This window comes from Vibrio sp. nBUS_14, assembly GCF_051201655.1.
Lineage (GTDB): Bacteria > Pseudomonadota > Gammaproteobacteria > Enterobacterales > Vibrionaceae > Vibrio.
Genome location: NZ_CP179207.1, coordinates 394,867 through 418,902 on the forward strand (window position 1 = coordinate 394,867; position 24,036 = coordinate 418,902).

Annotated in this window: 18 protein-coding genes and 1 pseudogene; 4 read left to right on the top strand and 15 right to left on the bottom strand. The window is 41.6% G+C overall.

Annotated features, from left to right (window positions below; translation table 11 throughout):
* Window positions 1-276: 276 nt before the first annotated feature.
* Complete coding sequence (gene gltS / locus ACMAZD_RS19355) at window positions 277-1,503, top strand: sodium/glutamate symporter (protein ID WP_435250227.1); 1,227 nt, start codon at window positions 277-279, stop codon at window positions 1,501-1,503.
* A 567-nt stretch (window positions 1,504-2,070) separates the two neighbouring features.
* Here the strand turns inward: gltS and ACMAZD_RS19360 are convergent.
* From ACMAZD_RS19360 to ACMAZD_RS19390, 7 genes and pseudogenes are all read right to left on the bottom strand, one after another.
* Window positions 2,071-2,973, bottom strand: coding sequence for a patatin-like phospholipase family protein (locus tag ACMAZD_RS19360; protein WP_435250228.1), 903 nt, complete (start codon window positions 2,971-2,973; stop codon window positions 2,071-2,073).
* Window positions 2,974-3,327: 354 nt separating this feature from the next.
* Window positions 3,328-4,088 (bottom strand): annotated as a pseudogene (locus ACMAZD_RS19365) (class I SAM-dependent methyltransferase); the annotation flags it as partial.
* A 6-nt stretch (window positions 4,089-4,094) separates the two neighbouring features.
* On the bottom strand, window positions 4,095-5,198 hold the full coding sequence (locus tag ACMAZD_RS19370) for an ISAs1 family transposase (RefSeq protein ID WP_435247125.1): 1,104 nt from the start codon (window positions 5,196-5,198) through the stop codon (window positions 4,095-4,097).
* 88 nt (window positions 5,199-5,286) lie between these two features.
* Window positions 5,287-5,703, bottom strand: coding sequence for a class I SAM-dependent methyltransferase (locus tag ACMAZD_RS19375; protein ID WP_435250229.1), 417 nt, complete (start codon window positions 5,701-5,703; stop codon window positions 5,287-5,289).
* Between the two features lie 442 nt (window positions 5,704-6,145).
* On the bottom strand, window positions 6,146-6,802 hold the full coding sequence (locus tag ACMAZD_RS19380) for a nitroreductase family protein (RefSeq protein WP_435250230.1): 657 nt from the start codon (window positions 6,800-6,802) through the stop codon (window positions 6,146-6,148).
* 313 nt (window positions 6,803-7,115) lie between these two features.
* The gene (locus ACMAZD_RS19385; RefSeq protein ID WP_435250231.1) at window positions 7,116-7,982 is read right to left on the bottom strand and encodes a glycerol kinase; all 867 of its coding nucleotides are present in this window, start codon (window positions 7,980-7,982) and stop codon (window positions 7,116-7,118) included.
* A 9-nt stretch (window positions 7,983-7,991) separates the two neighbouring features.
* A complete protein-coding gene (locus ACMAZD_RS19390) occupies window positions 7,992-8,135 on the bottom strand; it encodes a hypothetical protein (protein ID WP_435250232.1) in 144 nt (47 codons plus the stop codon).
* A 463-nt stretch (window positions 8,136-8,598) separates the two neighbouring features.
* Between ACMAZD_RS19390 and ACMAZD_RS19395 the strand changes: the two genes are divergently transcribed.
* The 3 genes from ACMAZD_RS19395 to ACMAZD_RS19405 all read left to right on the top strand — a co-directional run bounded on the left by ACMAZD_RS19395 (window position 8,599) and on the right by ACMAZD_RS19405 (window position 12,410).
* Complete coding sequence (locus tag ACMAZD_RS19395; RefSeq protein ID WP_435250233.1) at window positions 8,599-10,491, top strand: PTS mannitol transporter subunit IICBA; 1,893 nt, start codon at window positions 8,599-8,601, stop codon at window positions 10,489-10,491.
* 183 nt (window positions 10,492-10,674) lie between these two features.
* Complete coding sequence (locus ACMAZD_RS19400) at window positions 10,675-11,823, top strand: mannitol-1-phosphate 5-dehydrogenase (protein ID WP_435250234.1); 1,149 nt, start codon at window positions 10,675-10,677, stop codon at window positions 11,821-11,823.
* A gap of 50 nt (window positions 11,824-11,873) precedes the next feature.
* Window positions 11,874-12,410 carry an MltR family transcriptional regulator gene (locus ACMAZD_RS19405; protein ID WP_435250235.1) on the top strand — a complete coding sequence of 179 codons (537 nt, stop codon included), beginning with the start codon at window positions 11,874-11,876 and terminating at the stop codon, window positions 12,408-12,410.
* Between the two features lie 346 nt (window positions 12,411-12,756).
* On the opposite strand, the gene nagB is transcribed toward ACMAZD_RS19405, so the two are convergent.
* From nagB to ACMAZD_RS19445, 8 genes are all read right to left on the bottom strand, one after another.
* Entirely contained in the window at window positions 12,757-13,557 is an 801-nt protein-coding gene (gene nagB, locus ACMAZD_RS19410; RefSeq protein WP_435250236.1) for a glucosamine-6-phosphate deaminase, read from the bottom strand.
* 1,177 nt (window positions 13,558-14,734) lie between these two features.
* Window positions 14,735-15,337, bottom strand: a complete 603-nt coding sequence (locus tag ACMAZD_RS19415; RefSeq protein WP_435249975.1) for a flavin reductase family protein — start codon at window positions 15,335-15,337, stop codon at window positions 14,735-14,737.
* 348 nt (window positions 15,338-15,685) lie between these two features.
* Window positions 15,686-15,961 carry a hypothetical protein gene (locus ACMAZD_RS19420; RefSeq protein WP_435249976.1) on the bottom strand — a complete coding sequence of 92 codons (276 nt, stop codon included), beginning with the start codon at window positions 15,959-15,961 and terminating at the stop codon, window positions 15,686-15,688.
* A 510-nt stretch (window positions 15,962-16,471) separates the two neighbouring features.
* Complete coding sequence (ltrA, locus tag ACMAZD_RS19425) at window positions 16,472-17,944, bottom strand: group II intron reverse transcriptase/maturase (protein WP_435247824.1); 1,473 nt, start codon at window positions 17,942-17,944, stop codon at window positions 16,472-16,474.
* A 653-nt stretch (window positions 17,945-18,597) separates the two neighbouring features.
* Entirely contained in the window at window positions 18,598-18,996 is a 399-nt protein-coding gene (locus ACMAZD_RS19430) for a hypothetical protein (protein WP_435249408.1), read from the bottom strand.
* Window positions 18,996-20,900, bottom strand: coding sequence for a site-specific integrase (locus ACMAZD_RS19435; RefSeq protein ID WP_435249409.1), 1,905 nt, complete (start codon window positions 20,898-20,900; stop codon window positions 18,996-18,998). Before ACMAZD_RS19435 ends, ACMAZD_RS19430 begins: the two co-directional genes overlap by 1 nt.
* A gap of 3 nt (window positions 20,901-20,903) precedes the next feature.
* A complete protein-coding gene (locus ACMAZD_RS19440; protein WP_435249410.1) occupies window positions 20,904-22,646 on the bottom strand; it encodes a hypothetical protein in 1,743 nt (580 codons plus the stop codon).
* A complete protein-coding gene (locus ACMAZD_RS19445; RefSeq protein WP_435249738.1) occupies window positions 22,643-23,917 on the bottom strand; it encodes a tyrosine-type recombinase/integrase in 1,275 nt (424 codons plus the stop codon). The genes ACMAZD_RS19440 and ACMAZD_RS19445 overlap by 4 nt, the downstream gene beginning before the upstream one ends.
* Between the last annotated feature and the right edge of the window lie 119 nt (window positions 23,918-24,036).

A 24,036-nucleotide genomic window follows, 5' to 3' on the forward strand; every position in this document is an offset into this window, starting at 1 on the left:
CTTTTTGTTTTTTTAGGCATTCAAAAAGAGAGCGAGAAGCCATAATATTTACGTCAGCTTTAACTTTTTTGTTGGTGATTGTGGTCACAAAACCTTCTATCTCCTATAAAAGTTAACGTGCTACTAACATGGCGCTAGGTTGATGCCGTAAATGTGTTCGGCTTTCTAATCTACAATTTCTGACTAATTTGTATAAACACAGGTAGAGCAGCAAACACTAATACAGATAAAACTAGACTCATTAAGGAAGATGAGAACGTAAAAAATAGAGGTTATATGAATCAATTAATTTCAATAGGGCCACTAGAATCCTTCCTAATCGCGATTAGTGTTTTGTTTCTAGGGCATTTTGTAAATGCAAAGCTACCGGTTCTCAAAAAGTACAACATCCCAGAGCCCATCGTCGGCGGCTTGATCGTCGCTTTTGCTATTACAGCCCTCCACTTTAATGGCGTTGAACTTGAGTTCTCGTTGCCATTACAGAATACATTCATGTTGATGTTCTTTGCGACGGTTGGCCTTGCTGCTAACTACACCCAGCTGATCAAGGGTGGCGCAAAGGTATTTCTGTTCTTAGGCGTCGCTTCGGTTTACATCATTATTCAAAATGGTGTCGGTGTGACACTCGCTACCGCCCTTGGTCTTGAGCCTTTGATGGGTTTAATCGCCGGTTCTATCACGCTATCTGGCGGTCACGGTACGGGTGCGGCTTGGTCACAAACCTTCGCAGACACGTTCGGCATTGCTAATACCCTAGAAATCGCGATGGCTTCTGCCACGTTCGGTTTGATTATTGGCGGTATCATCGGTAGCCCTGTGGCGCAAAAGCTGATTGATAAGAACAAGCTCGAATCTGAATACGGTACTGGCACACAAACACACGAACGTTTTCCTGAGCTCGTTACTTATAACGAGTACGAAGAAGACAAAGTGACGGCGAAGAAAGTGATTGAAGTCTTGTTCATTCTTCTTCTTTGTATCACGGGTGCGAGATACCTAGAACAATGGGTTGCGACCTTTGAAATTTCTTGGTTGATGATTCCTGACTTTGTTTACGCGTTGTTTATTGGTGTGTTTATCACCAACGTTTTTGAAGTGACTAAGCTGCATAAAACCGACAGCGAAACGGTCGATATTCTTGGTACAGTGTCACTGTCACTGTTTCTAGCGATGGCATTAATGAGCCTGAAACTGTGGAACATCTTTGACCTTGCGATTCCATTCTTGGTCATCCTTGGCGTTCAAGCGGTGGTGTTAGGTATCTTCTCTTACTTTGTGACTTTCAAAGTGATGGGTTCTAACTACGACGCAGCGGTTATGGCGGGCGGTCATTGTGGTTTTGGCCTAGGTGCAACACCAACAGCGGTAATGAACATGGGCTCCTTGGTAAACCGTTATGGCCCATCACCACAGGCGTTCATGGTGGTGCCAATCGTCGGCGCATTCTTCATTGATATCGTTAACCTGATTATCCTACAAGGTTACATCTCGTTTATCGGTTAATGTGAACACCTCGCTTAACGCATAAAAAGCCAGTCTATTGACTGGCTTTTTTTGTCTTGTAAGGCATGTTCTCTTATTTTTTAACTTCCCAAGCTTAGTCAAGAAGCTGCGTAGCAATATTGGCCAATCAGCGTTTGAAATAAACATCAGAGAAATGTTCTCTAAATAGCTGGTAAACATGAAAGTATCTTTTCAGGAAAGTCCGCTAGGACAACATGGAGTCTGATAGAATTAAAATTATCTAATACTTTGCAAAACCTATGTAACTGTCCATATAATTTTCACACGATCGAAAATCGTGTTAACAAAAACATCATTTTTCCGACTCAACAGAACTCGTGGTTAGCTTTTAAGAGCTCAAGGTAGAAGGTAAGTGATTTTTAAAAATAGGGCACTAGAGTCTCCCATAAAATGCATCGCATCTAGGTCGTAGCAGGCTCTCAATTTTAGATTAAATCTTGTAGCGAATAAGCTGATATCCGTTAATCTATAAGCATCTGTAATTTATGTAGACTTTAACACTCTATCAAAATTAGAAGGTTACCAGGAACGAAATGGAAAATTTGATTATTTTAAGTGGTTATAATACTGTAAAAAGTACTTCCCTAATTTTCGTCCATGTTCATAGTCAGAATGCAATGATAATAAATCACTGCCTACTAAACTAGCATTTAATTTCTTACTTGGGTGAATTTCATATATAACAGCATCACCTGGTGGATCATTGATAAATTTTTCATTTCTTTCATGAATTAGTAACATGTCGATTAATGTAGCTATTTTTGTTTTTGAAAGACACTTTTTAGCAATTTTAAGCCATTGGTGGGATGAGTAAGTTCCTTTGGGGTTAGTGCGAATCACAACAAGATTCTTAAAACCTCGATTATAAGCTTCTTCAACCGGGATCGGTGCGCTTAAACCACCATCGACCCAATACTTTTGATTAAAATAAACTGGATGACGATTTAGTAGTGGTATTGAGCAAGAAGCTTTTAAACTATCCTCCCAAGAGCCTAGACTTAGATCGAAGAATTCAGCCTTATCCTCGTAAAGGCAAGAAGCGCAGGCAAGAACTTTCTTATATTTCATATTCTTTTTACCTGTATCCCAATCAAGTTTTAAATTGGTTTTTGTCTCCTCGATCAACCAATCTAGATTCATTGCTCCTTTATTTGAAAATAGGTTGTAATAGTTAAAAAAATGTTTTTTTGTGGTAACTTCAGTAATGATACGATATGCATGCTGTCGTTGGTTGCAAATATAAGACGCTAAATTTAAAGATCCTGCAGATGCTCCAATTAAAAGAGAAAACGGATTGAAATTATTCTCCATAAAAACGTCTAGTACGCCTGCTGTAAAAACCCCTCTTTGACCTCCCCCTTCAGTAATAAGTGCTAAGCTTGATAGGTCATTCACTTTATGAAAAGGCTCAATACTGCTTCTGCAGATGGAAACATTAACTCCTGACATATTTCACCATTTATCTTAACTAAGGATTAATTTTTCAACTTTTATAGGTGATAACTAGGTATGATAACTATATATAAAAATTTAATAGTTGAATTTTTATAATTAACCTGCCGGATTACTTATAAGGTGTACTATATTATAATCCGGAGGTTTTTAATTATTTTAAATCTAGAACCCTAAAATAACCTTTAAATTTTACCTACTCATTTATTTTCTCTTTGGATTTAAAAATGCAAAGAGATATTCAATGTGGTATGTGGTATGTGGTATGTTGTAAGAGCAAAATTTAACCGACTCTGAATAAGGAGGTTTTGGTTAATATAAAAGATTAGATATAAGTAAGGTATATTTTTCTCAACTAGAACGAGCTTTTGTAGGTAAGTCTCTGCCATTTTTAGTTAGAGATATTTGTATCAAATTCAAATCACGATTCCTAAATGCACCCGCGCAGCTAAGTAAATAATATCGCCACATTCTATAAAAATTATCGCTATATTTATCTGATATTTTATGCCAACTTTTCTCAAAGTTTTCACACCAAGATAATAGTGTTTTATCATAATCCGGACCAAAATTATGGATATCTTCAATATTCATCTTTCCTTCTAAAGCAAGGCTTAATTGCGATATGGATGGGATAACTCCATTGGGGAATATATATTTATTAATCCATGGATCTGTTTTATTTACTGATATTGGACTACTTATGGTATGTAATAAAAATAAACCATCATCTTTGATTAGTTCACATACACATTTAAAAAACTCATCATAGTTTTCAGGCCCGACGTGCTCTATCATACCAATTGAAACAACTTTGTCGTATTTATCATCCACTTTATATTCACGATAATCTTGCAAAATTATATTTACGTCTAATCCTTTTTCATTAGCAATTTTTTTTCCTAATTTCATTTGCTCTTGGGATAATGTTAATCCATCGCAGATTACACCATAATTTTCTGCAGCATAGTTTATAAAACTTGCCCATCCACAGCCAATATCAAGTAATCTTTCACCTGGTTTTAAGTCTAATTTTCGACATATTAGATCCATTTTTTTTCTTGAGCTTGGTCTAGGTTTTCAGCTCCATCCCAGTATAAGGGCACGAATGTACTTTGTTAATTTGATGTAAACAAAACCGAAGCTCTGTAATCTTTGTCCCATACCGCTTTATTCATCTTCCTGGGTACTGACAAGTTCCCTTCGGATTTTCTAAACAAGTTCTGAACAAAACGTCTGCAACAAGCCATATTTAGTGCTGAATCTCCAGCATAAATACATTGTTCATCTTCTTTGAAAATAACGTCCAACGCCCAGTGCTGCTGGTTCTCGATGTGCCAGTGTTTTCTGGTCGCTTGTAAGGCTAACTCTAACGACAAGTGATCTGTGCAAATATAATACGATGTTTCATAACTTCCTTTCCCTTTGACACTTCTATCTCTCACCACTGCAACAACACTTTTAACGACAGACCACTTTTCTCTGAGTGCTTCACTGAAGGCTGCTGGGAGAACGTAAACCTCACGAACCTCTTTTCTGCCATGCCCTTTATCTTCGGTGATGTATGACTCTTGTTTATCTTCAGGCAAAGACCAATAGTCTTGGAATTGTGCATCCACTTCTGCAAGCAAACTGGGCTGATTCAGTTTGACTTGCACTAAGAAATCGCCACCTTTATCAACCACTTTATTCAGAGTTTCAACCTGACAATGCAGGGCATCAGCCGTTAATAGACATCCTTTTATATCTAAAGTATCTAACAGGTTTCTTATCGCTGTTAGCTCCGTCCCTTTGCCTTTACAGGGTTGATGTGTGAGGGTCAAACCTTCATCAACATCGAATGCCGAGACCATATAAAGGGGGTTATCTTGTTTGTTTGCTTTAGCACCTTTTAGTACCTTCCCGTCAACACTGATGATAGGTTGAGCATGCCTCTCTCTATGCAAATTAACCCAGCCCACCATAGCTTCTAAGAGTGTTTCAGGAACAATAGTCCTCATAATTGCTGCAATATTATGACGAGTAGGAAGGCCATTTTCGTAGGGGAAATACTCACGTAACCAGTCGATATTTCCTTCACCAAAATCCTTGATATCCGTCCACTTGTTTTGACCACAAAGCATGGCTGTTATGACAACAAAAGCGACTTCTATAACAGGGTAGACTTGGTTGATGTGCGAACGGGTATCTTTCACTTTTTTTAGCTGTTCAATGATAATCATGCGAGTTTCTCATATTTTTTATTTCATGATCTGATCGTGACTATCAGGAAAAGTTCCAATTGAAAATAAAGTTATTTATTTTCAATAACTAAAGTTCGATCCCGCCCTTATCCCAGTATGCACAAGTGTAAGTTAAACGCTTGTCTAGCATGTTTTCATAAAGATCATTACCAATATCATAATGAAAAGGAACATCTCTTTTAGCACGATTTATAGATTGCATGTTAAGTATATTTTTCATACCGATATTTGCTGATATTTTTAGTATGTCTTTTTTTGATAGATGGCTTTCAATATCATGTTTCAATATTTTACTAACTAGAATATCAATTCTATTACAATCCCAAAGATTATTAATATAACCTTCACCAAAAGCAATCTTCCCTTTTTTTAAAAGGTCATCATATATCTTATCATTATTTATTTTTATATCCCATTCATTGCTTCCATTGATTTCGATTCCAGCATCTTTAAAAATTTTATTAATTATTTCTTTTCTTGACATATTATACCTTTATTGATGAGGATAGTTATTTGTTAGATTAAATATTAAATTATTTGAATTCTAACTAATATCAATATAGGGACAATTAAAGTCATTATTAAGACAAGATAATGGTTTGTATGATTTTGTTCTCCTTATATTATGTGGCTTTGATGCTAAATTGATGGTACCACATCCAAAGTATACGTCCTGATCTGCTATATTGAGGTCATTGGTAGTTTCAAATGCGCAAGTTGGCTTGGGTGATTATTTAAAGTTTCGAGATAATGCTGATGCATATAGTAATGCTGATGGAGAGGTAATTTCGTTATGGAGTAGTGAATCGAAGCTATGACTTCAGGTTCGGTCTTCTTGCTCACATGAATAGAGCAAAAGTTTTAGTAATGTTGATAGGCCAGACGAAAGTCTGGCCAAATAAGCTGTGCAATTTATTTGTTAGTTTTTAAAGCGTGGTCACGATTTCATCAAGAGCTAGACGCGCTTTAGGTTTACCGTGGTTGTAGTCTTCGCCGTCTTTGTGGTAGCCGATAGCCAGTGCTACATCAACAACGTGACCTTCTAGTTCGTCAGCAAATTCTTCGCCGATCATAGCAGCGTCTACGCCTTCCATAGGAGTTGAAGCGATGCCTAGGCGAGCTAGTGTGTGCAGTGTGTTACCTAGTGCGATGTAAACTTGAGACTTAGTCCAGTTACCGTTGAAACCTGTTTCGTCTGTGTTCATGTCTGCGAATGCGTAAGCACCTAAGAATTGCTCGTACATTTCAGCTGGTAGGTGACCAGAGCTTACTTCTGTATCAGCACGCTTAGCGAATTTCTCTTTAGTGTACTTAGGATCATGAGCAAATAAGATCGTGTGTGATGCTTCTTTCGCATGTGGTTGGTTAAACTGGAACATGTTCTCGAAAGTGTTGTGGAAGCGCTGTTTAGATGCGTCGCTCTCAATGATGATGAATTTCCAAGGCTGAGAGTTAATTGAAGAAGCAGACAAACGAAGTGCTTCTTTGATTACTTCCATGTCTTCTGCAGAGATGCGTTTTTCTGCATCGTATTTTTTAGCTGTGTAGCGAGTGTTTAGATCTGAAATGATTGGATGAGTCATGTTGAATCCTAATATCTATCAATATAAATGTTGTAGGGTTTTATGTTCGGTAACGTCAACAATAAACGGATAACGCATTTAGGCTGTATATCTATAGAGGACCAGTAAGTCTCTAAAAGACTGAACGCTTAAATGGTTATCGAACATGCCCCAATAAATCGAGTATCTGCGGTAGCTTAAGTCTATGGGTGTAAGATAATAGAAGATTGGCTTGGGAAAAATAGCGAACACATCAAATCACTATGGTATTTAATGCCCATAATGAGTGATTAAGTGTGATCTTGATATACTGTAGAAAGCCAAGATCAGTGGCTTAGTACGCCTTTATGCCATATTGACGCAATAATGCTGGAAGTACGCTGTCTAGGTTCGGGATATCTTCCGGAGTCAGTTCGATTAAGCTAAAGCCATGCTCGCGGTATGTTTCTCTCGTTTCAATGCGTTTGTCTTCAGCGATGGGTACAGAATCGGTTCCCCAAAACTGGATGTACACCTTACCACTTGGCAGATAAAAATCACTGATCACTTGTTTGGATATTGGCAGTGGACGCTCGTACGCATGAACGACTCCCGCCATATAAAGCCAGTTATCGATGATTAGCTCTCCTTTTGAACGAACATAGTGCCCATCTAAGGTTCGGTGTTTCGCTTCAAACTTTTGGCGAAAGCTAGAAAACGATACATCAGTAGAGTGGCTTTCAGCGTCATGTCCTAAAAACTCGACCACAGATTGCTTTAATCGCTTATTGCGGACTAACGAATCGTGCCATACCACGAATAAGTTCTGAGTCGCTTTATCTTCTCTCTGTTCACCTCCGGCTTTTAAGCCTGTTGAGGTGACGTGCCAGCCATCATCTTCTTTCTTTATCCAGCCAAGCTCATTGAGCAATAAATTGATTTTCTTTGCACTGAGCTCAAAGGCACTACCCAGCTGAGTCGCGGTTAGCGTTTTTCCTGAGAATGAGTCTAAGTCGATAAGGAGTTTTTCTGGCCATACTATAAAGGCACCAAACTTTTTGTGTTCTACATACTCTCCACCAAAGCTTTCTCCTCGTTCTGTCAGCACCCAACGCTCTTGTGAACGCACAATATAGCCAGCGGTCTTTAGATCGCTAAATAGAGCTTTGGCTTCTATGCCTCTTTGTTTCGCGAGGGCTGAGGTGGAAATTTTGTCTGACATAGTCTTTTCTCAGAGCAGAGCGATCTGCTGATTCAGGTTGAGGCGGTGGTGAATATGAATAGGTAAATACAATAACACATCTGTTGCCGCTGACAGCAGTGCGTTGTGTTCAGCTTTTGCTGCAAGAGTGTGGTGAAGGTGCTCATGATGCATAAGCCAATGGTGTAATCGAGAAGGTGTGATTGGATAATTTTGAGTGTGAACTATATCTCATTGAGTTTGTAATTAAATTACATTGTGCCAATTTATACTCAAGGTGGTGCGTATATTTCGCGCTTTGTATGGCGTTCTTTTATTCTTGGTTTATAGTTTATAGATGGGATTTTTATAAAGTGTGATCATTGTCGCTATTTATTTTTCATGCTCATGAGTTTAAGTGTGATCTTGATCATCATTAAGTGAGAGTTATTCTCACTAATTTGGCTTTGTAATTTAAGTTCATGGTGATTTTGTGATCTAAAGTGCTTTTGTTAACCCTGAAGTGTTTTTTGTGTGTGATTTTTGTCACAAAAGTTGGGCTGAGATGCATTTTGGAAATGTTGTGATACATTTCAATCAACTTTTGAGCACACACTTTCGGTCATTTGACCAACCAATACACTACGGGGTTCTACCTATGTTATCACCAGAAGCGAAGATCAAGGTTCAAAACTTTGGTCGTTTCTTATCTAATATGGTAATGCCAAACATCGGCGCATTCATTGCGTGGGGTTTCATTACTGCACTATTCATCCCAACTGGTTGGTGGCCTAACGAAACGTTAGCATCAATGGTTGGTCCTATGATTACATACCTACTACCACTATTGATTGGTTACACCGGTGGTAAAATGGTTGGTGGTGACCGCGGTGCGGTAGTCGGCGCTATCACAACAATGGGTGTTATCGTTGGTACTGATATCCCAATGTTCATGGGTGCAATGATTGTAGGTCCACTGGGTGGGATCGCAATTAAGAAATTCGATGAGGCTGTTCACGGTAAAGTGAAGAGTGGCTTCGAAATGCTAGTGAACAACTTCTCTGCGGGTATCATCGGCATGATCTGTGCGATCATTGCGTTCATCGTGATTGGTCCTGCAGTTAAAGTTCTATCTTCTGGCTTGGCGGCTGGCGTTAACGTGATGGTTGAAGCGGGTGCATTACCTCTTGCTTCTATCTTTGTTGAACCTGCGAAAATCCTATTCCTAAACAACGCAATCAACCACGGCATCTTCTCTCCACTAGGTATCCAGCAATCTGAAGAGATTGGTCGCTCAATCTTCTTCCTAATCGAAGCTAACCCAGGTCCGGGTCTTGGCCTTCTACTTGCTTACATGGTGTTTGGTAAAGGTAGCGCGAAGCAGTCTGCTGCTGGTGCTTCTATCATCCATTTCCTAGGTGGTATCCACGAAATTTACTTCCCTTACGTTCTAATGAACCCACGTCTAATCCTTGCTGTAATCGCAGGTGGTATGGCGGGCGTATTCACTAACGTAGTGTTCGATTCTGGCCTTATCTCTCCAGCATCACCGGGTTCTATCTTCGCTATTTTATTGATGACGCCTAAAGGCTCTTACATCGGTGTGGTTCTTTCTGTTATCGCTGCAACGACTGTGTCTTTTATCGTAGCTTCAATCCTACTTAAGACTTCAGCTCAGGGTAATGACGAAGATTCACTAGAAAAAGCCTCTGCTCAAATGAAAGACATGAAAGCGTCTTCTAAAGGCGCAGCATCAGAAGCTGGCGTAAACCTAGCGGATGTTAAAGCTGTCTATGTAGCTTGTGATGCAGGTATGGGTTCGAGTGCAATGGGTGCTGGTCTACTTCGCAAAAAGGTAGCAGCAGCAAGCCTAGACATCGAGGTAACCAACTACGCAATCAACAACCTACCGGCTGATTCGCAAATTGTTATCACGCATAAAGACTTAACAGACCGTGCTCGTAACACCGTACCAGGTGCAATGCACATGTCTCTAAGTAACTTCCTAGACGGCGGCGTATACGACCAACTAGTTGCAGAGCTTACCGACGCACAAAGTGGTGAAGAAAAAGTAGAAGATCCGGCTCCTGCAGCGGCTCCAGAACAAGAAGGCAATAAGCTTGCACTGACTGACGACAGTATCTTCCTTGGCCTTAAAGCGACTCAAAAAGAAGACGCAATCAAGTTCGCTGGTGAGCAACTAGTCAAACTGGGCAACGTATCTCCAGAATACATAGCAGGCATGTTTGCTCGTGAAGAGCTTGTGTCTACCTACTTAGGTGAGTCTATCGCGGTACCACATGGCACAATCGAAGCAAAACAATACGTACAAAAAACCGGTATCGTTTTCTGTCAGTACCCTGAAGGTATTCAGTGGGGCGAAGATGAAGATGCGATCGCTAAGATGGTTATCGGTATTGCCGCACAAGGCGATGAGCACAACATGGTGCTGATGGCTATCACCAATTCACTTGATGATGAAGAAGCTGTGGAATGCTTACAGAATACAACAAACCCTGCTGATGTTCTACGTATCCTCAACGGAAACTAAAAAGCTCTAGTCAAGCTCCTGAGTGAAGGAGGTCGGTATCCCCCTACTGGCCTCATTTTCGGTCTTAATCTCTTTAAGAAGATTCAGTCTGAATAGCTTACTGCTTAATGCCTAGGGCATATCGTCAAGGCATGTTGTTGAGTAGTTAGCTATCTAGATTTAAATATTTATAAGGTCAAAATTATGAAAGCGTTACATTTTGGTGCAGGTAATATCGGTCGTGGTTTCATTGGTAAGCTTCTTTCTGATGCTGGTATGAAGGTTACGTTTGCTGACGTAAATGAAACGGTTGTAAATGCGTTAATTGAACGCCAAGAGTACCCAGTGAAGATTGTTGGCGAAGAGTGTGTTGTTGAAGTTGTTAAGAACGTGACAGCGGTAAACTCAGCAACAAGCGCCGTGGTAAATTGCATAGCTGAGTCTGATATTGTGACGACAGCGGTTGGTCCTACTGTTCTTAAAATCATCTCTAAGTCGATAGCTCAAGGCATTGAAAAGCGTGCTGCAGCAAACAACACTGCGCCAATGAACGTCATCGCGGCAGAGAATATGGTTCGCGGTACTAGTCAATTAAAAGCAGCAGTTTTAGAGCACCTTTCTGATGAAATGAAAGCGTTCACTGAAGATCATATTGGTTTTGTTGATTCAGCGGTTGACCGTATTGTTCCACCGGCAGAAGCGGGCGAAACAGATCCTCTAGCTGTAACGGTTGAAACGTTCAGCGAGTGGATCGTAGACCAAACACAATTTAAGGGTGAGATTCCAAATATCCCAGGTATGGAATGCACTGATAACCTAATGGCTTTCGTTGAGCGTAAACTATTCACGCTAAATACAGGTCACTTGGTAACGGCATACCTTGGTGTGCTTGCGGGTCACGAGACAATCAAAGACTCTATCGAAGATGACGTAATCCGCGCTGAAGTAACCGCAACGATGGAAGAGAGTGGCGCGGTTTTGATTAAGCGTTACGGCTTTGATCCAGAAGCGCACGCTGCATACATCCAAAAGATTCTTGGTCGTTTTGCGAACCCGTACCTACGTGATGAAGTGGATCGTGTTGGTCGCCAGCCAATTCGTAAACTGAGCCCGCAAGACCGCCTAGTTAAGCCTCTGAATGGTACATTAGAGTACAGCCTACCGAATGTTCACTTAGTAAAAGCAATCGCAGCTGCGTTCCATTACAAGAATGAAGATGACCCTCAAGCGGTGGAACTTCAAGCAATGTTCGCAGAAAAAGGGTTTGCTGAGACATTAGCGCATTATTCTGAGCTGAATAGTGACTCAGAAGTTGTTAAACTAGCGGGACAAGCTTATCTAGCATTGAAATGATAAACCATCAAAGTGCCACACCTGTGGCACTTTCTTATTGTCGAGCCGTTATGCCAATACAAACTAGCCACGAAACTGAATTACTCGAAGCACTATCTGAAGCTGAGAGCGCTAGCGCCTGTCTAATGGCGGCTTACGATGCATTGGACGACACGGTGGATGCGGTTTTAAAAAACATTTTCAAGAAAGATGACACGGCGATTAAGTTCGTTGTCGAGCCACTTCTCAACAGTGGCGGACCTTTAGGCGAGATTATGGTTCGCGGTAAGCTTCTATTGGGGCTTGGTGTGATCAGTAAAGAGCTCTATGACGATTTAGAGGTTTTCGTTACCTTAAAAGAGTGGGCGAAAATCCAGGGTGAAGACACCAACTTCACTGAAGTAGATGTGATATTTGAGCTTAATAAGGTGCACGCGGTTCAGCGTATTATGCCTATTGAATATGATGCGGAGATGGTGGAAACCATGTCGGGTCCAATGCTTCAAATGTTCTTGGGTCGACACCATCAGAAAGTGAAGTCGACGATCGTTTTGGCTATCACAGACATCATCCACACCTTGTGCCGAGATAACGCACTCAGTTCTTAGATCTGAGCTCTTAGTTCTCAGTTTTTGTGAAAGCGGCCGCTGTTGAGCTTAAAGTTTACGTGAAGCGCTTTTACTTAAATACTTTCCCCTAACTATCTCGTTTTAATCTGTTTTACCCATCCTAGAATTTACAGTTATTGCGGTTTCTCTTAGTTAGAGGAGTCGCTTTTTTGTATTGCTTTCAGTCCCAATATCTTCTTATCGAGGAGCAAACGCTTCATTACCCTTCTGCCGATTACTGCCTCTCCCTCTAGCTTGAAACATTTGTTCATTTTGTATTGAGACCGTGAATTTCAGGCACAAAAAAGCCACATAAAGTGGCTTTTTGTTTCAGCAAAACCTGAGATCATAGGTCTTGGATGTTTTCAGCTTCTAGCTCTTGGAAGTAGCGTAGAGTCTTAACTTTAAGTTCTTGTTGAGCTGGCTCATCAGCAACGATGATAGCTTTACGGTGCATCTGTAGAGCAGTAACAGTCCACATGTGGTTTACAGAACCTTCTATAGCCATTTGAAGTGCTTGTGCTTTGTTGTGTCCTAGAGAAAGGATCATTACTTCTTCAGAATCTAGAAGAGTAGCAACACCGATAGTTAGCGCGTATTTCGGAACTTGGTTGATGTCGCCATCGAAGAAACGAGAGTTCGCGATACGAGTGTCTTCAGTTAGCGTTTTGATACGAGTGCGTGAAGATAGAGAAGAACCTGGCTCATTGAATGCGATGTGACCGTCGATGCCTACGCCGCCCATGAACAGGTTGATTTTACCGTAAGAACGGATTTTCTCTTCGTATGCTGCACAGTGAGCATCGATGTCTTCAGCTTTGCCGTCTAGCAGGTTGATGTTTTCTGCTTGAATATCAACGTGGTTGAAGAAGTTCTCGTGCATGAATGTGCGGTAAGACTCTGGGTGGTTAGGGTCGATACCAACGTACTCATCCATGTTGAATGTTACAACGTGCTTGAAGCTTACTTCGCCCGATTTGTAAAGTTCAATCAGCTCAGCATAAGTAGTTAAAGGTGTGCTACCAGTAGGAAGACCTAGAACAAATGGACGCTCAGCTGTTGGAGCGAATTTTTTGATAGAATCTGCGATGTGACGAGCAGCCCATTTACCTACTTTTGCTTTGTTGCTTAAAGGAATAAGTCTCATTGATTTTGCCCCTAGAAATTAAATTTTATAGTGTTCTGAAACATTAATTCGCATTATAAAATAAGTTGTCTATTTCCGCTATTGTTTTAGGTCAAGTTTTTACTTTTTTAATGATATCTGTGACTAGAACTCTCAAAGTTGCAGATTTTCTATATGGATATTTGGTGTCGTTAAACAAGATTAATACGTTTGTCATATACCCTAAGGTCAATCCAATACAGCCGCTGAAAACAACAATCTAACCTGCTGGTTTGCGTTCTCTTATACGCGTCGAGAACTGGAGTTATCACGAGATGTTTATCGAAAGGGCGCTATGTTTAGGTGGTTCGGCTGCGCATTTAGAGCTAAATAAGTGTAGCTGAAGGGAAAGACGATGAAGCGGTGTCAGCGAGTCGATGCAAAGCAAGGCAATCACATTTTAGTCATTGCCGTACATTCTATCGCTATGAATTTTATATACATATTGGTAAAAAGGTGTAGTTTAGCTAGACTTATAACTGTCGAAGTAAAGTGTGTTTAAAGCAAAAAAAAGCACATGTAACTAAAAGTTAGATTGGAAACTTAGAAAACTCAGTTCTGGTAACGCCTCTAAGCCGATAATCTAACTTTTATCTAAATTATCTAAGTTTTTGCTCATTTTCGCACTGGAATTAAGATGGATAACAACGAAAAGTTAGATGAGAGGGGAGTTAGAAAAAATCTAAGTTTTTAAGCTTAGCATTAAACCGTAGGTGTGCTGCGTGCCAATAATCGATACAAAGCGAATCCATACATCGTAACTCAGAATTGGACATTTATTTTCCAGCGCTTTCGCTAAATTAGCAAACCATGAATAACTAGAAGTATGGCAAAGCTAGTTGTGAGGAGCTAGTTCGATGAATAAGATCGCACTAGCAAAATATTGGCTTTAGGTGGGCACCAAGTGCCGTTACGTCAAATTCAAACAAAACTACACATATCTAAAGCCTGTTCTATACTCATAAGGCATCTCAATATGAGCTTTCATATGTTATCCTTGCAAAAACACCTTCGTTCTGGAGGTGTTTTTTTATCTGAATCTCGATGCGCCCTAAGTGCCGTTACGTTAAATTCAAGCAAAACTACACATACCTAAAACCTGTTCTATGCCCAGAGAGCAGCTAAAGGTGAGTTTTCATGCCTAGTCCTTACAATACCTTTAATTTCTAGAAAGCTGTGTTCTTTCTCTTGTTAAGCTGTAATCACTGCCCGCCATTCGACCAATACTATCAAGCTTATCTGAGTCGATTCGATAATTTGAAATCGCATCATCAGCGACATGAATCGCGCATACTTCTCCAACCACTAAATGCCCCGACAATGCACCTTCTCCCAAGTCAATAATACGATTGAGTTTACATTCATAAGCAACGACTGCATTTTTAATACGAGGAGGAGTGACATGAGAGCTGCCTACTTTTTCAATCTCTGCGTATTCAAATTCATCCACATCAGCACCCACATTGTGGCAAGTTTTATTCATTGCCTCTAAATCATCATAGCTAACACTGTGGATCACAAATTCTTTTTGTTCTCGAATATTTCGCAATGTGTCTTTTGGAAGTTTATCTTCATTAAACATAGGGTTAAAGCAAAGCATTGGTGGATTTGCCGACGCTACTGTGAAAAAAGAAAATGGAGCAAGATTTACTTTCCCTTCCAACGACACAGAAGAAACCCATGCAATTGGTCTGGGTGTAATCCCTCCGATTAATAACTTATACGTTTCTGTAGGGGTTAAATCGTTTGGTGAGAGTTCCATGATGGCCTTCCTTCATATTTGATAAAAATAATGTAGTGCCCAACTATAACCCCAACCTACAGATGAAACGCAACACTTGAGCAGTCAATACCTAAAAAACAGGGGGCATTTCGTGACTCCGTAACGCAGAACGCCCCCTCGATTAGGAGCCGTGCTTGTGTCTAAATCTGAGTTCGCACTAAGTGCCATTACGTTAATTCAAGGTAAGGCACACACATCTAAAGCATGAACTATACTTACAGTGCAGCAATGATTAACTTGCATAAAATTATCTAATAAAATGCCTCCGAAATCGGAGGCATTTTTGCATATACAACTAGACTTTCATCAAGTGACGCTATGGTGAAATTACTTTTTTTCTCCGCCAACCTGAACGTAATCAATACCAATAATCCGATTTATAATACCAAGTAATGATGTCGTATCTGAGTTAGTAGAATGAATTGTCTCAAGCGTAGCCCCTTCTGGAACAAGGTCTAATGCTCTTTGCTGTGTATCTCCAGGAATTTGAGCCCCTAAAATATTAAAACTTTCTGCATGTGCTACATAAGCGGTATCTGTATGTGAAATACCAGAACAGCCTGCAAGCGTCGCTATACTCAATATCAGTAGTGAATTTTTCATGTCATATCCTTACGTAGAGCCTATGAAGTATTCATTTAAACAATTAATTAATGGCAAGGTAAAGTACAAATAATGAACACCACTCAAAAATCTGGTGTTCATTATTCCTGTTATGGTAAATGTGTGAGTTTGCTATCAGAAACAGCCCTCAGACCGCCTCAAACGCTCTTAGCGAAGATTTTACACATTTGAACAAAGCGGTATGTTTCTATAACGCTTTGTAAGTTTGTGACGTTTTAAAAGCGGTTTGTAGAGCAAAAGTCATCGAGTTTCTTTGAACTAAGAACTGCACTCCGATAACAATTTTTCGTACTTTATGAGCTTTGGGTTTCAGATTAGTTATGTTTGGCCAAAACCCATCCGACCGAGAACGTGGCTTTTTTGGCGAAACTAATAATGGTCGGGTAGACGACACTTGTTACCAAGTGCCGTCCCCCTAAGAACCCAGCGTGCAACTTTCACTGCACTAGGCTCAAGCCCTCACGAAGGCATCGTTTGATACCCAGCAACTTATAAAGCAGTGAGAATAGGCTCCTTCCAAGAGTTGCGAGCTTGCCTTTTTGACTTTCTCTTAGCCAAGTATTCTTGGTGTTGAGGGTCATATGGTGTCGCTGCACTTCGGATTTTTACATGCCTCTCGATCGGTACTTTGGCTATTTGGAAGAGATTGAACTGGCAATCCATATCCATGACCTTCTGCCAACCATGAAAATGCCATTGGCCTTTTCGATTGACGAAGTATTTAAGGGCCACCCAAGTTTTGGATTTTGTCGGATGACGCCTCACTGCCCAGTGCCATAATGCTAGAAATAGCTTATGACCAACATATCCGAATACCTGTTTAGCCACGCAATGGCGATAATAATTAGCCCAACCCCTTAATTTCGGATTTATCAGTTTGATAAGATCGTTTACAGAGGTTGTTGCATGCTTTTTGATGAGTTCGCGCAGATTACTCAAGAACAGCAATGTGTTAGATTTACTCGGTTTAATGAGCAATTTCCCTTTGTACTTCCTATGGTTGAATCCTAGAAAGTTAAAGCCGTTATCGATGTGTGTAATGTGCGTTTTCTCTTCGGATAATGTTAATCCTCTTTCCGCTAAAAAGTCAGCGATCAACGGTTTAATATCGTTCTCCAACACTTCCTTTGAAGTGCAGGTGACGACGAAATCGTCGGCGTATCCAATGAAATTGGCTCTACTACCCTTTTTGAGGGCCGTAGACTTAATATGCTGCTCAAGTCCAGCAAGAGTCATTAGCATCAAGGTTGGTGATATTATCCCACCTTGTGGTGTTCCCTCATCGGTGCGATAAAACAGACCTTTGTCCATAAAGCCAGATTTTAGCCATTGTTCCAACATTCTCTTATCAATAGCGATGTTATCAAGAAGCCATTGATGGCCGATCTTGTCGAAACAAGCTTTAATATCCCCTTCAAGTACCCATTTAGCTGATTTCTTTAATGCCAAACATTTGAAACACTGCCCAACTGCATCGGCAGTACTGCGATTTGGCCTAAATCCATAACTGTTAGGGTCAGCAAACGTTTCCGATATAGGCTCTAATGCAAGAAGATGGAGGGCTTGTTGCGCTCTGTCTATCATGCATGGAATGCCTAATGGTCTGAGCTTGCCGTTCTTTTTAGGGATGTAGATACGCTTGAGCGGTTGGGCTTTGTACGCCTTTCGACTCAATTGATTAACTGCTTTTATGCGGCGTGCATCTGTGTTCCAGATGACACCATCTATTCCAGGCGTTTTACTACCTTTATTTTGAGATACTCGCCTTACCGCAAGAAGCTTGGCTGAGCGAGAATGAGTTAGTATCCACTGCAAGGCTTTCGCTTTACCGTGTTTACCTTCTCTAGTTGCCTTTGCGATACGCATCTGAAGCTTTAATACATGCGATTCAATAGGTTTCCAGTCGATAGACTGCCATTGAGCACTGTCAGGAGAGGCACTAATCTCTTTAGAAATCATCATTTGCGTTTCTCCTTAAATAAAGTTCTTCAAACTTTCTCGCAACGAAAGACCAGTCGGAAGTGGGCTCACTTTCGTGACCAGACACGGGTCTGTATCTGCATCGTTACAATGCAGCCTTCGCTTTCTCCGACCTCCTTTACCCGCATCGCTATCGGCCACAAGGGCTTTCCCATAGGGAACGATACAGGCTTACCCTGTTCCGTATGTTACGTAAAATGTCAACTTAGATGCCCACTCTAGTGCGGAGAGTACTTTGATCACGAAAGGCCAATGCCCAACTCCTTTCCGACTCTCGTTGCCGTTTTGGCTACAGCGTATTAACCACTTCCGCTGCTTCATCGTATAACGCACCTTACATGGATTCACATTACATTCATCATATTGACTCCCTAGCACTCACCCGAGCTGTGGTTCTCAGGAGGAACATCTTCTCACGATTCCGTTCCCACTCAGCTAACGACTGAGTTTCGTTACATTGTCGGTTCCGCTGCTTTATTCAGGAACCTAGGGTCATCTGGTGATACAGATGGTTCACTCTTGTCGTGGTGAACAACGCTTCATACGACTTCAGGTCGCACGGGCAAAGACGAGTTAGCGACCTCTTCAGCCCTTCTGTTCAGCCCTTCTGACCTGTTCAGCCCCTCTTTTTAAACTTAAGCCTTGATGTTCTTCACATTAGTAGACTGCTTTCTTGTTGATGTCTTGTAGCGGTGCAACTCCCACGTTAACTGAGCCACGGACGTTGCCATTACTTTCATTTCATCTCTAAACTGGTCATTCTCGGCTCTTAGGCGTTTATTTGACTCTTCCAAATCATCATATCTTTCCTTATCAACCTGCTTCTTCTTTTTGGATTCCCCTTTCTTAGCCACGACGGGGTTAGGGTGGTAGCGAGCCTTTTCTGCCTGAACCATTTCCAAGATAGTAGGGTGATTCTTGCATGACCCGTTTGCCACGCCTGCCCTTTTTTCGACTGCATAGGGGCTCACCTTCTTGCCTTCCTTTTTCAGTGCTTCGAAGGCATTAATCAGCTTGGTTTTTACGTTTGCCATTACAACGCTCCTAATTCAAATCGTTCAAACTCGATGTTATGATCACGCATCACTTTCTCGGCAGCACGGATGTCTGTTAACTCACGAGCGAGCGTGTTCTGGTTGTAGAACCCCATGTCTTTCATTTGCTGTAATCTTCCTGCAATTCGTCTGTGACGCTCTTGCCAACGCTGCGCCTCTTCCTGATTAATGTTTAAATTTTCACAGTCACGACCAACACAACTTGATGGCTCAAACAAGTGCTCCATTTTGCACTTAAAACCAGCAAAGCATCTGCCATAACCTGTCGATTTATTTGCCCCTTTTGTTTTCTTGGCAAGCTCTTCAAATCGCTCTTCGGTCATTACGTTAGGGTCACCCTCAAACGCTTTCATAAACCCACCTGACTGTTCTTCAGGGTGGTCTATCATGTCCCGCAGATAGGTTTTATGGCTTTCCATTTCTGCGTCTTCAACCGCCTTCTTGATGTTGGCGGGATTCTCGATTCCAAGCAACGTTAAGACCTCAGCATGACTGGCATAAATAGCGGTCATTGATAGGCTAATGTGTTTGAACTGATGCTTCAAAGCCGCCAGCGACACTAAACCATTTCCGACCAGAAAATGGGCAAAGGTACGTCTCAGTGAGTGAGTCGAAAAGTGCCAATAAAACGTGCCATCCTCCCGCTCTTTAATAGGGTTATATTGAGCAGGTACGACAGGGTTTAGCAAGCCATACACCTCATCCATTTCATCGGGGTCATAGGTAATATCAAGGTGCTTTGAGTAGCCAGTAATGCTATGTCCAAGGTTTGTTGTATTTAGCACCACATCGTTTAGCTGACGTTTGATGATATCACTAACCCCATGCTTACCATCGAATCTAAATCGTGGTGAACAGTGAATGTCACCTTTATTGGATCGATAGTCATTATTTAGTACTGTTAAAACCTCTAGCGCCTTTTCACAGATAGGGGCGCACGCCCATGCATCCTCTCTAGGTAATGTCTCTAACTTACGAGTCCAAGAACGCAGTGTGCATAGCTTGATACCGTCAAGGTCAACTTCTTTGTAAGAGGTCGAGTCTATTTGTGTTAACTCACTGATTCGCATGCCCGTAAAGGCAGAAAGCGTCATAAAACAAGCACCTTCTATCGCCCTGAATTCATCACAGGCTTGGCGCTCGGTAATCCCATACTTTTGAGCATAAGCTTTTACATCGGTAAGGTTTTCCAGTTTTTCATGTGCAGCGGTGACATCTTCTATCAAGCGCCCCATCAGTTGCTCATAAATAACAGGAATAACCGTCGGGTAATGCCCTTTACCAGCGCTTGAATACTGCTTGGCGATTTGTTTGAGGCTTTTTCCTTCTTGAATACCGAGTGAAAAGTGACGCTGCTCTGGGAAGTGTTTGTTGAGTTGCCTAAGGACGCTTAGTGCTTCTAATCGAAGTTTTACCGTCTTTTCACTGTGCTTTTTCTGTTCATGAAGCAATTGACAAAAAACCAACTCATTACTGAGTAGAGAGAAGGAGTCAATGGAAGTGTCTTTAAATACTCTCAGGGCATAGTTTGACTTAACCGCTATCTCCCGACACTGACTAAATTTACGAAAAATGCCCCCATCCATGTGAAGCAGGTTACCTTTTGCTCCCCAAATCAAAAAATAGAGTCGCTGCTTGAGTTCAATAAGCAGATTGGGGTTGTGCTTTTTTGGGTGAAAACTAATTTGGTAGTTCGATTTCGTGTCGTTCGTGAGATTAAAAAATGCATTAAAATCCCAAACATCATCACCGAAATAGGAAACTGGGTTGCCTTCTTTATCCACGCTCACTACTGCGTCGTCACTAGGCATGGGAAACGGGTTCGATGCTAGCGGTAGAGCATACTTTTCAAACTTATTGAAATCATGACTGATACTGTACATGGTTTACCCCCTGAATATGTCCATAACGGAGTTTTCATCCCACAGAGGGTGGCACTCTCGCTCTAATTGCTTCATCGCAGCTTTGAGGTGAGCCTTTTTAAACCGTGCTTTGAGCTTATTTAGGTTCGCCTTCACTTCACCAAAGTTCGTGATGAAGTGCTCTACGTTTTGGTGCACCAACATGGCTTCATTCAGTCGCTTCTCAAAGGACAGCAGTCGCCATATGTCATGTGGGTCATCCACGATGCCAAAATTCGAGCAGCCAAAGCATTTCACGACGAAGCCGCAACCTAGCTGGGATTTTTCTTCATCCGAAAGGACACCACTTCTGTCTACGGTTTTCTGGAATTCCTTTTTTTGAGGAGTGTCGGCACCCTTACAAAAACCACCGTTCTGATTCTCAGCCACGCGGTGCTCAGTATCGGCTTCCTTTAAGGCTTCCCATTTCTCATGCGAAATCACCTCACCAATCGCTTCTTTGGCTTGTGCCACCGCGACAACCGTTCCCCCATCGGGATTTTCACCCAAGTTGTGCAAAGCCGTTAGGCCAAGTGCTAATTGGTTTCTGGCTTCGCCTTTAGTGACTTTGCCATACTTGGCGTTGTCATAAGTATCAGATGCATTGCGGGTGTTTTGTGCCGCCTTGCTTCGCCCTAGCTTATGCTCTGCGTACTGCTTAATGGATGATTTCAATAGTTCACAGTTCAAGCGAAAATCAGGGTTCTTTTCTATTAAAGCTTGGATGCGCTTGGAGTGTTTAACCAGATAATCTTGAGCATAGATATTGAGGTTATTTACGGTTGGAACATCACCATTCATCTTTCGGAATAGATAATGCTTATCCAAACCCAGAAAAGTAGAATGCGCCTTAGATAACGCAAGGTGTTCTTCAAAAAAACGCTTACAGGAGGCTCTAGGCGTGAATGAGCGAAGTTCAACCGTGTTTCCGCGAGTCTTAAATCCCTCAATGCTGATGCGACCTGCTCCTGACTTCTGGCACACCCATTCATCTTCTAAAAACATACTTAAGGTTTCTGTTTGCCCTGTTCCGAGATAGTAGATGGTCAGCAACACCGCATTGTAAACCAACCTATCAAACGCTAACTTTCTTTGATACTCAGATAGTGACTCATCCTGATAGCGCTCTAACAGCGCTCTGCGGTCAGCGAGCAAGGCGAAGGCAATAGAGCGCAACTGCTTTGAGTTGTAGTTGTCAGAATCTAAAGACGCTGAATTCGTATCAAGGTTTCTGGCTGCTTTAGGGATTGTTCCGAAGCCAAACTTTTTGCAGATTGAATTTAGGTTTGAACCTAGCCAGCCAAGATATTTCGGTTTGATAGACTTACCATACAACCCCTTACCTGTACTTGCCATTGAAAGGTAAGTCGCATGGATGTACTGAATACATGTTTCAGTAGAAAACTGAACTTTGGTTTTTCGTTTTCCGCTTTGGGCATTGAATGCATGACGAATAATTTGTCGGACATTACGGAATTGCTCCACCTTTGATGCTTCGCGCCACCCTGACTGCTGGAACTTGGAAATCAGCAAGCGAATATGCTCATCCGTGGCATACGCCTTTAGCTCCGCAAAGTCACACGTTGAGTTGTAACCATTACTGTTCTTCCAAGTATATTTCCACTTGGTAATTGCCGTCAGTGTGTTGTCGGTGACCATCTCCGTGGTCGGTGTAGAGCGATAAGCACGAGCGTTTTCTTTGGGTTCGGTATCCATTACATCAGTCACGATAGCGTTTCATCCTCTAGCAAGTTCATGGTTATCTCGGGGATTTGGTTCTTTTCAGGATTGCCCTCGTAATGCTTGAGGTACAGCATGGTGGTTTCTAAATCTTTATGACCCATTTCGTCCTTTAGCATTTTCAGCGCTTGCATCATCGACAACTCTTTAATTTGAGCCAACGACTCAAGCTTATAAGCGCCAAACGTTGCCCTGCAATCATGCTCTTTATGCTTAAAGTGAGGATTACTGTTCTCTTGTATCGCAGCGCGTAACTTAGCCCACAATGAGTTGAGACTCTTAGTGGTGAACGGTTCTCCATCCTTATTGATAAAAGCGGGAGGGTTCATATCACCCGTATTCATGAAGTACAACTGTTGCCGCTTTTTATATCGCTCACTTTCATGGTACTCATTAAGTGACTTCATCAACCAAACAGGCATAGAGACTTGTCGGTTGATATCATATTTGGTTTTGCAGTCGTGGTCAGGCCCAATCCAGATGCCCGTTAGTGTCTTCCCTTTGAAGCCCTTGGGAATAGCAAAGTGTTTAGGCTTAATGTCTGTGACCTCTATAGCGCGAAGCCCTACAGAAAGCGCCACACTAATCATTAAACGAAATTCTTTAGACAGCCCATTGCAACGCCAATTGTCCCTCACATGCTGTAGGTCAAGGTCATTCAATGGCTGTAGATTGGTTTCTCTGGTTGCGCTTCGGATTGAGCAGTCCGTCAAGGTCTGCCCGTACTTGGTAGTGCCCGTCACTTCAAACGGCAATTGAGAAATGTACCCATGGCGGTAACAAAACAGATAGAAGCGCCTCGCAATTGACAGAGCTGAAACGGCAGTGCTTCGACTCAAGTTACCTTTTTCTATCTCACCTTCTAAATAAGCTCGATAAAGGAAAATTGGGTAGCGCTGTAATCGCTCTTCGTGGTCGTCCCATTTTAGATTGTTGGCATCCAAGTATCGGTAATACCTCAACAGATGAAAGCACGTTGGCTTAACGTCCTTCGCCCCCTCTACGATACGACGACTTAAGATGTAAGCATTGGGCTCAAACACTGGCTTACCTTCGCTGGTAAACAGCATGAGAACACCTTTGAATGACATTGGCTTATCAACGGTAAACAATTCCTGAGTGTCTTCGTATGACACCGAATTTTCAGCGCCAAAGGAGATGGCAATCTCTTTAGTTACCTCAACGTCACCGATGTTAATGTATTCCGCTGTCTCTATGAGGTGATAGAAGTGCTCCATACCTGACTTTATCTCAATCAATCAAATCTAATTATAAGTATTACTTGCAATCTAATTTTGTCAATGTATATTTATATCTAGTGTTAATCTAATTATAACTATTGGAATTCTAAGTCGAATGAAAAAAAGCCCAAAGCGAT

Coding starts and splice junctions, on each gene's coding strand:
- ACMAZD_RS19370 (WP_435247125.1), bottom strand. CDS start 5,198: ATGATTATCATTGAACAGCTAAAAAAAGTGAAAGATACCCGTTCGCAC.
- nagB (WP_435250236.1), bottom strand. CDS start 13,557: ATGAGACTTATTCCTTTAAGCAACAAAGCAAAAGTAGGTAAATGGGCT.
- ACMAZD_RS19395 (WP_435250233.1), top strand. CDS start 8,599: ATGTTATCACCAGAAGCGAAGATCAAGGTTCAAAACTTTGGTCGTTTC.
- gltS (WP_435250227.1), top strand. CDS start 277: ATGAATCAATTAATTTCAATAGGGCCACTAGAATCCTTCCTAATCGCG.
- ACMAZD_RS19380 (WP_435250230.1), bottom strand. CDS start 6,802: ATGACTCATCCAATCATTTCAGATCTAAACACTCGCTACACAGCTAAA.
- ltrA (WP_435247824.1), bottom strand. CDS start 17,944: ATGATGATTTCTAAAGAGATTAGTGCCTCTCCTGACAGTGCTCAATGG.
- ACMAZD_RS19385 (WP_435250231.1), bottom strand. CDS start 7,982: ATGTCAGACAAAATTTCCACCTCAGCCCTCGCGAAACAAAGAGGCATA.
- ACMAZD_RS19420 (WP_435249976.1), bottom strand. CDS start 15,961: ATGAAAAATTCACTACTGATATTGAGTATAGCGACGCTTGCAGGCTGT.
- ACMAZD_RS19405 (WP_435250235.1), top strand. CDS start 11,874: ATGCCAATACAAACTAGCCACGAAACTGAATTACTCGAAGCACTATCT.
- ACMAZD_RS19375 (WP_435250229.1), bottom strand. CDS start 5,703: ATGTCAAGAAAAGAAATAATTAATAAAATTTTTAAAGATGCTGGAATC.
- ACMAZD_RS19400 (WP_435250234.1), top strand. CDS start 10,675: ATGAAAGCGTTACATTTTGGTGCAGGTAATATCGGTCGTGGTTTCATT.
- ACMAZD_RS19390 (WP_435250232.1), bottom strand. CDS start 8,135: ATGCATCATGAGCACCTTCACCACACTCTTGCAGCAAAAGCTGAACAC.
- ACMAZD_RS19360 (WP_435250228.1), bottom strand. CDS start 2,973: ATGTCAGGAGTTAATGTTTCCATCTGCAGAAGCAGTATTGAGCCTTTT.
- ACMAZD_RS19415 (WP_435249975.1), bottom strand. CDS start 15,337: ATGGAACTCTCACCAAACGATTTAACCCCTACAGAAACGTATAAGTTA.
- ACMAZD_RS19435 (WP_435249409.1), bottom strand. CDS start 20,900: ATGTACAGTATCAGTCATGATTTCAATAAGTTTGAAAAGTATGCTCTA.
- ACMAZD_RS19430 (WP_435249408.1), bottom strand. CDS start 18,996: ATGGCAAACGTAAAAACCAAGCTGATTAATGCCTTCGAAGCACTGAAA.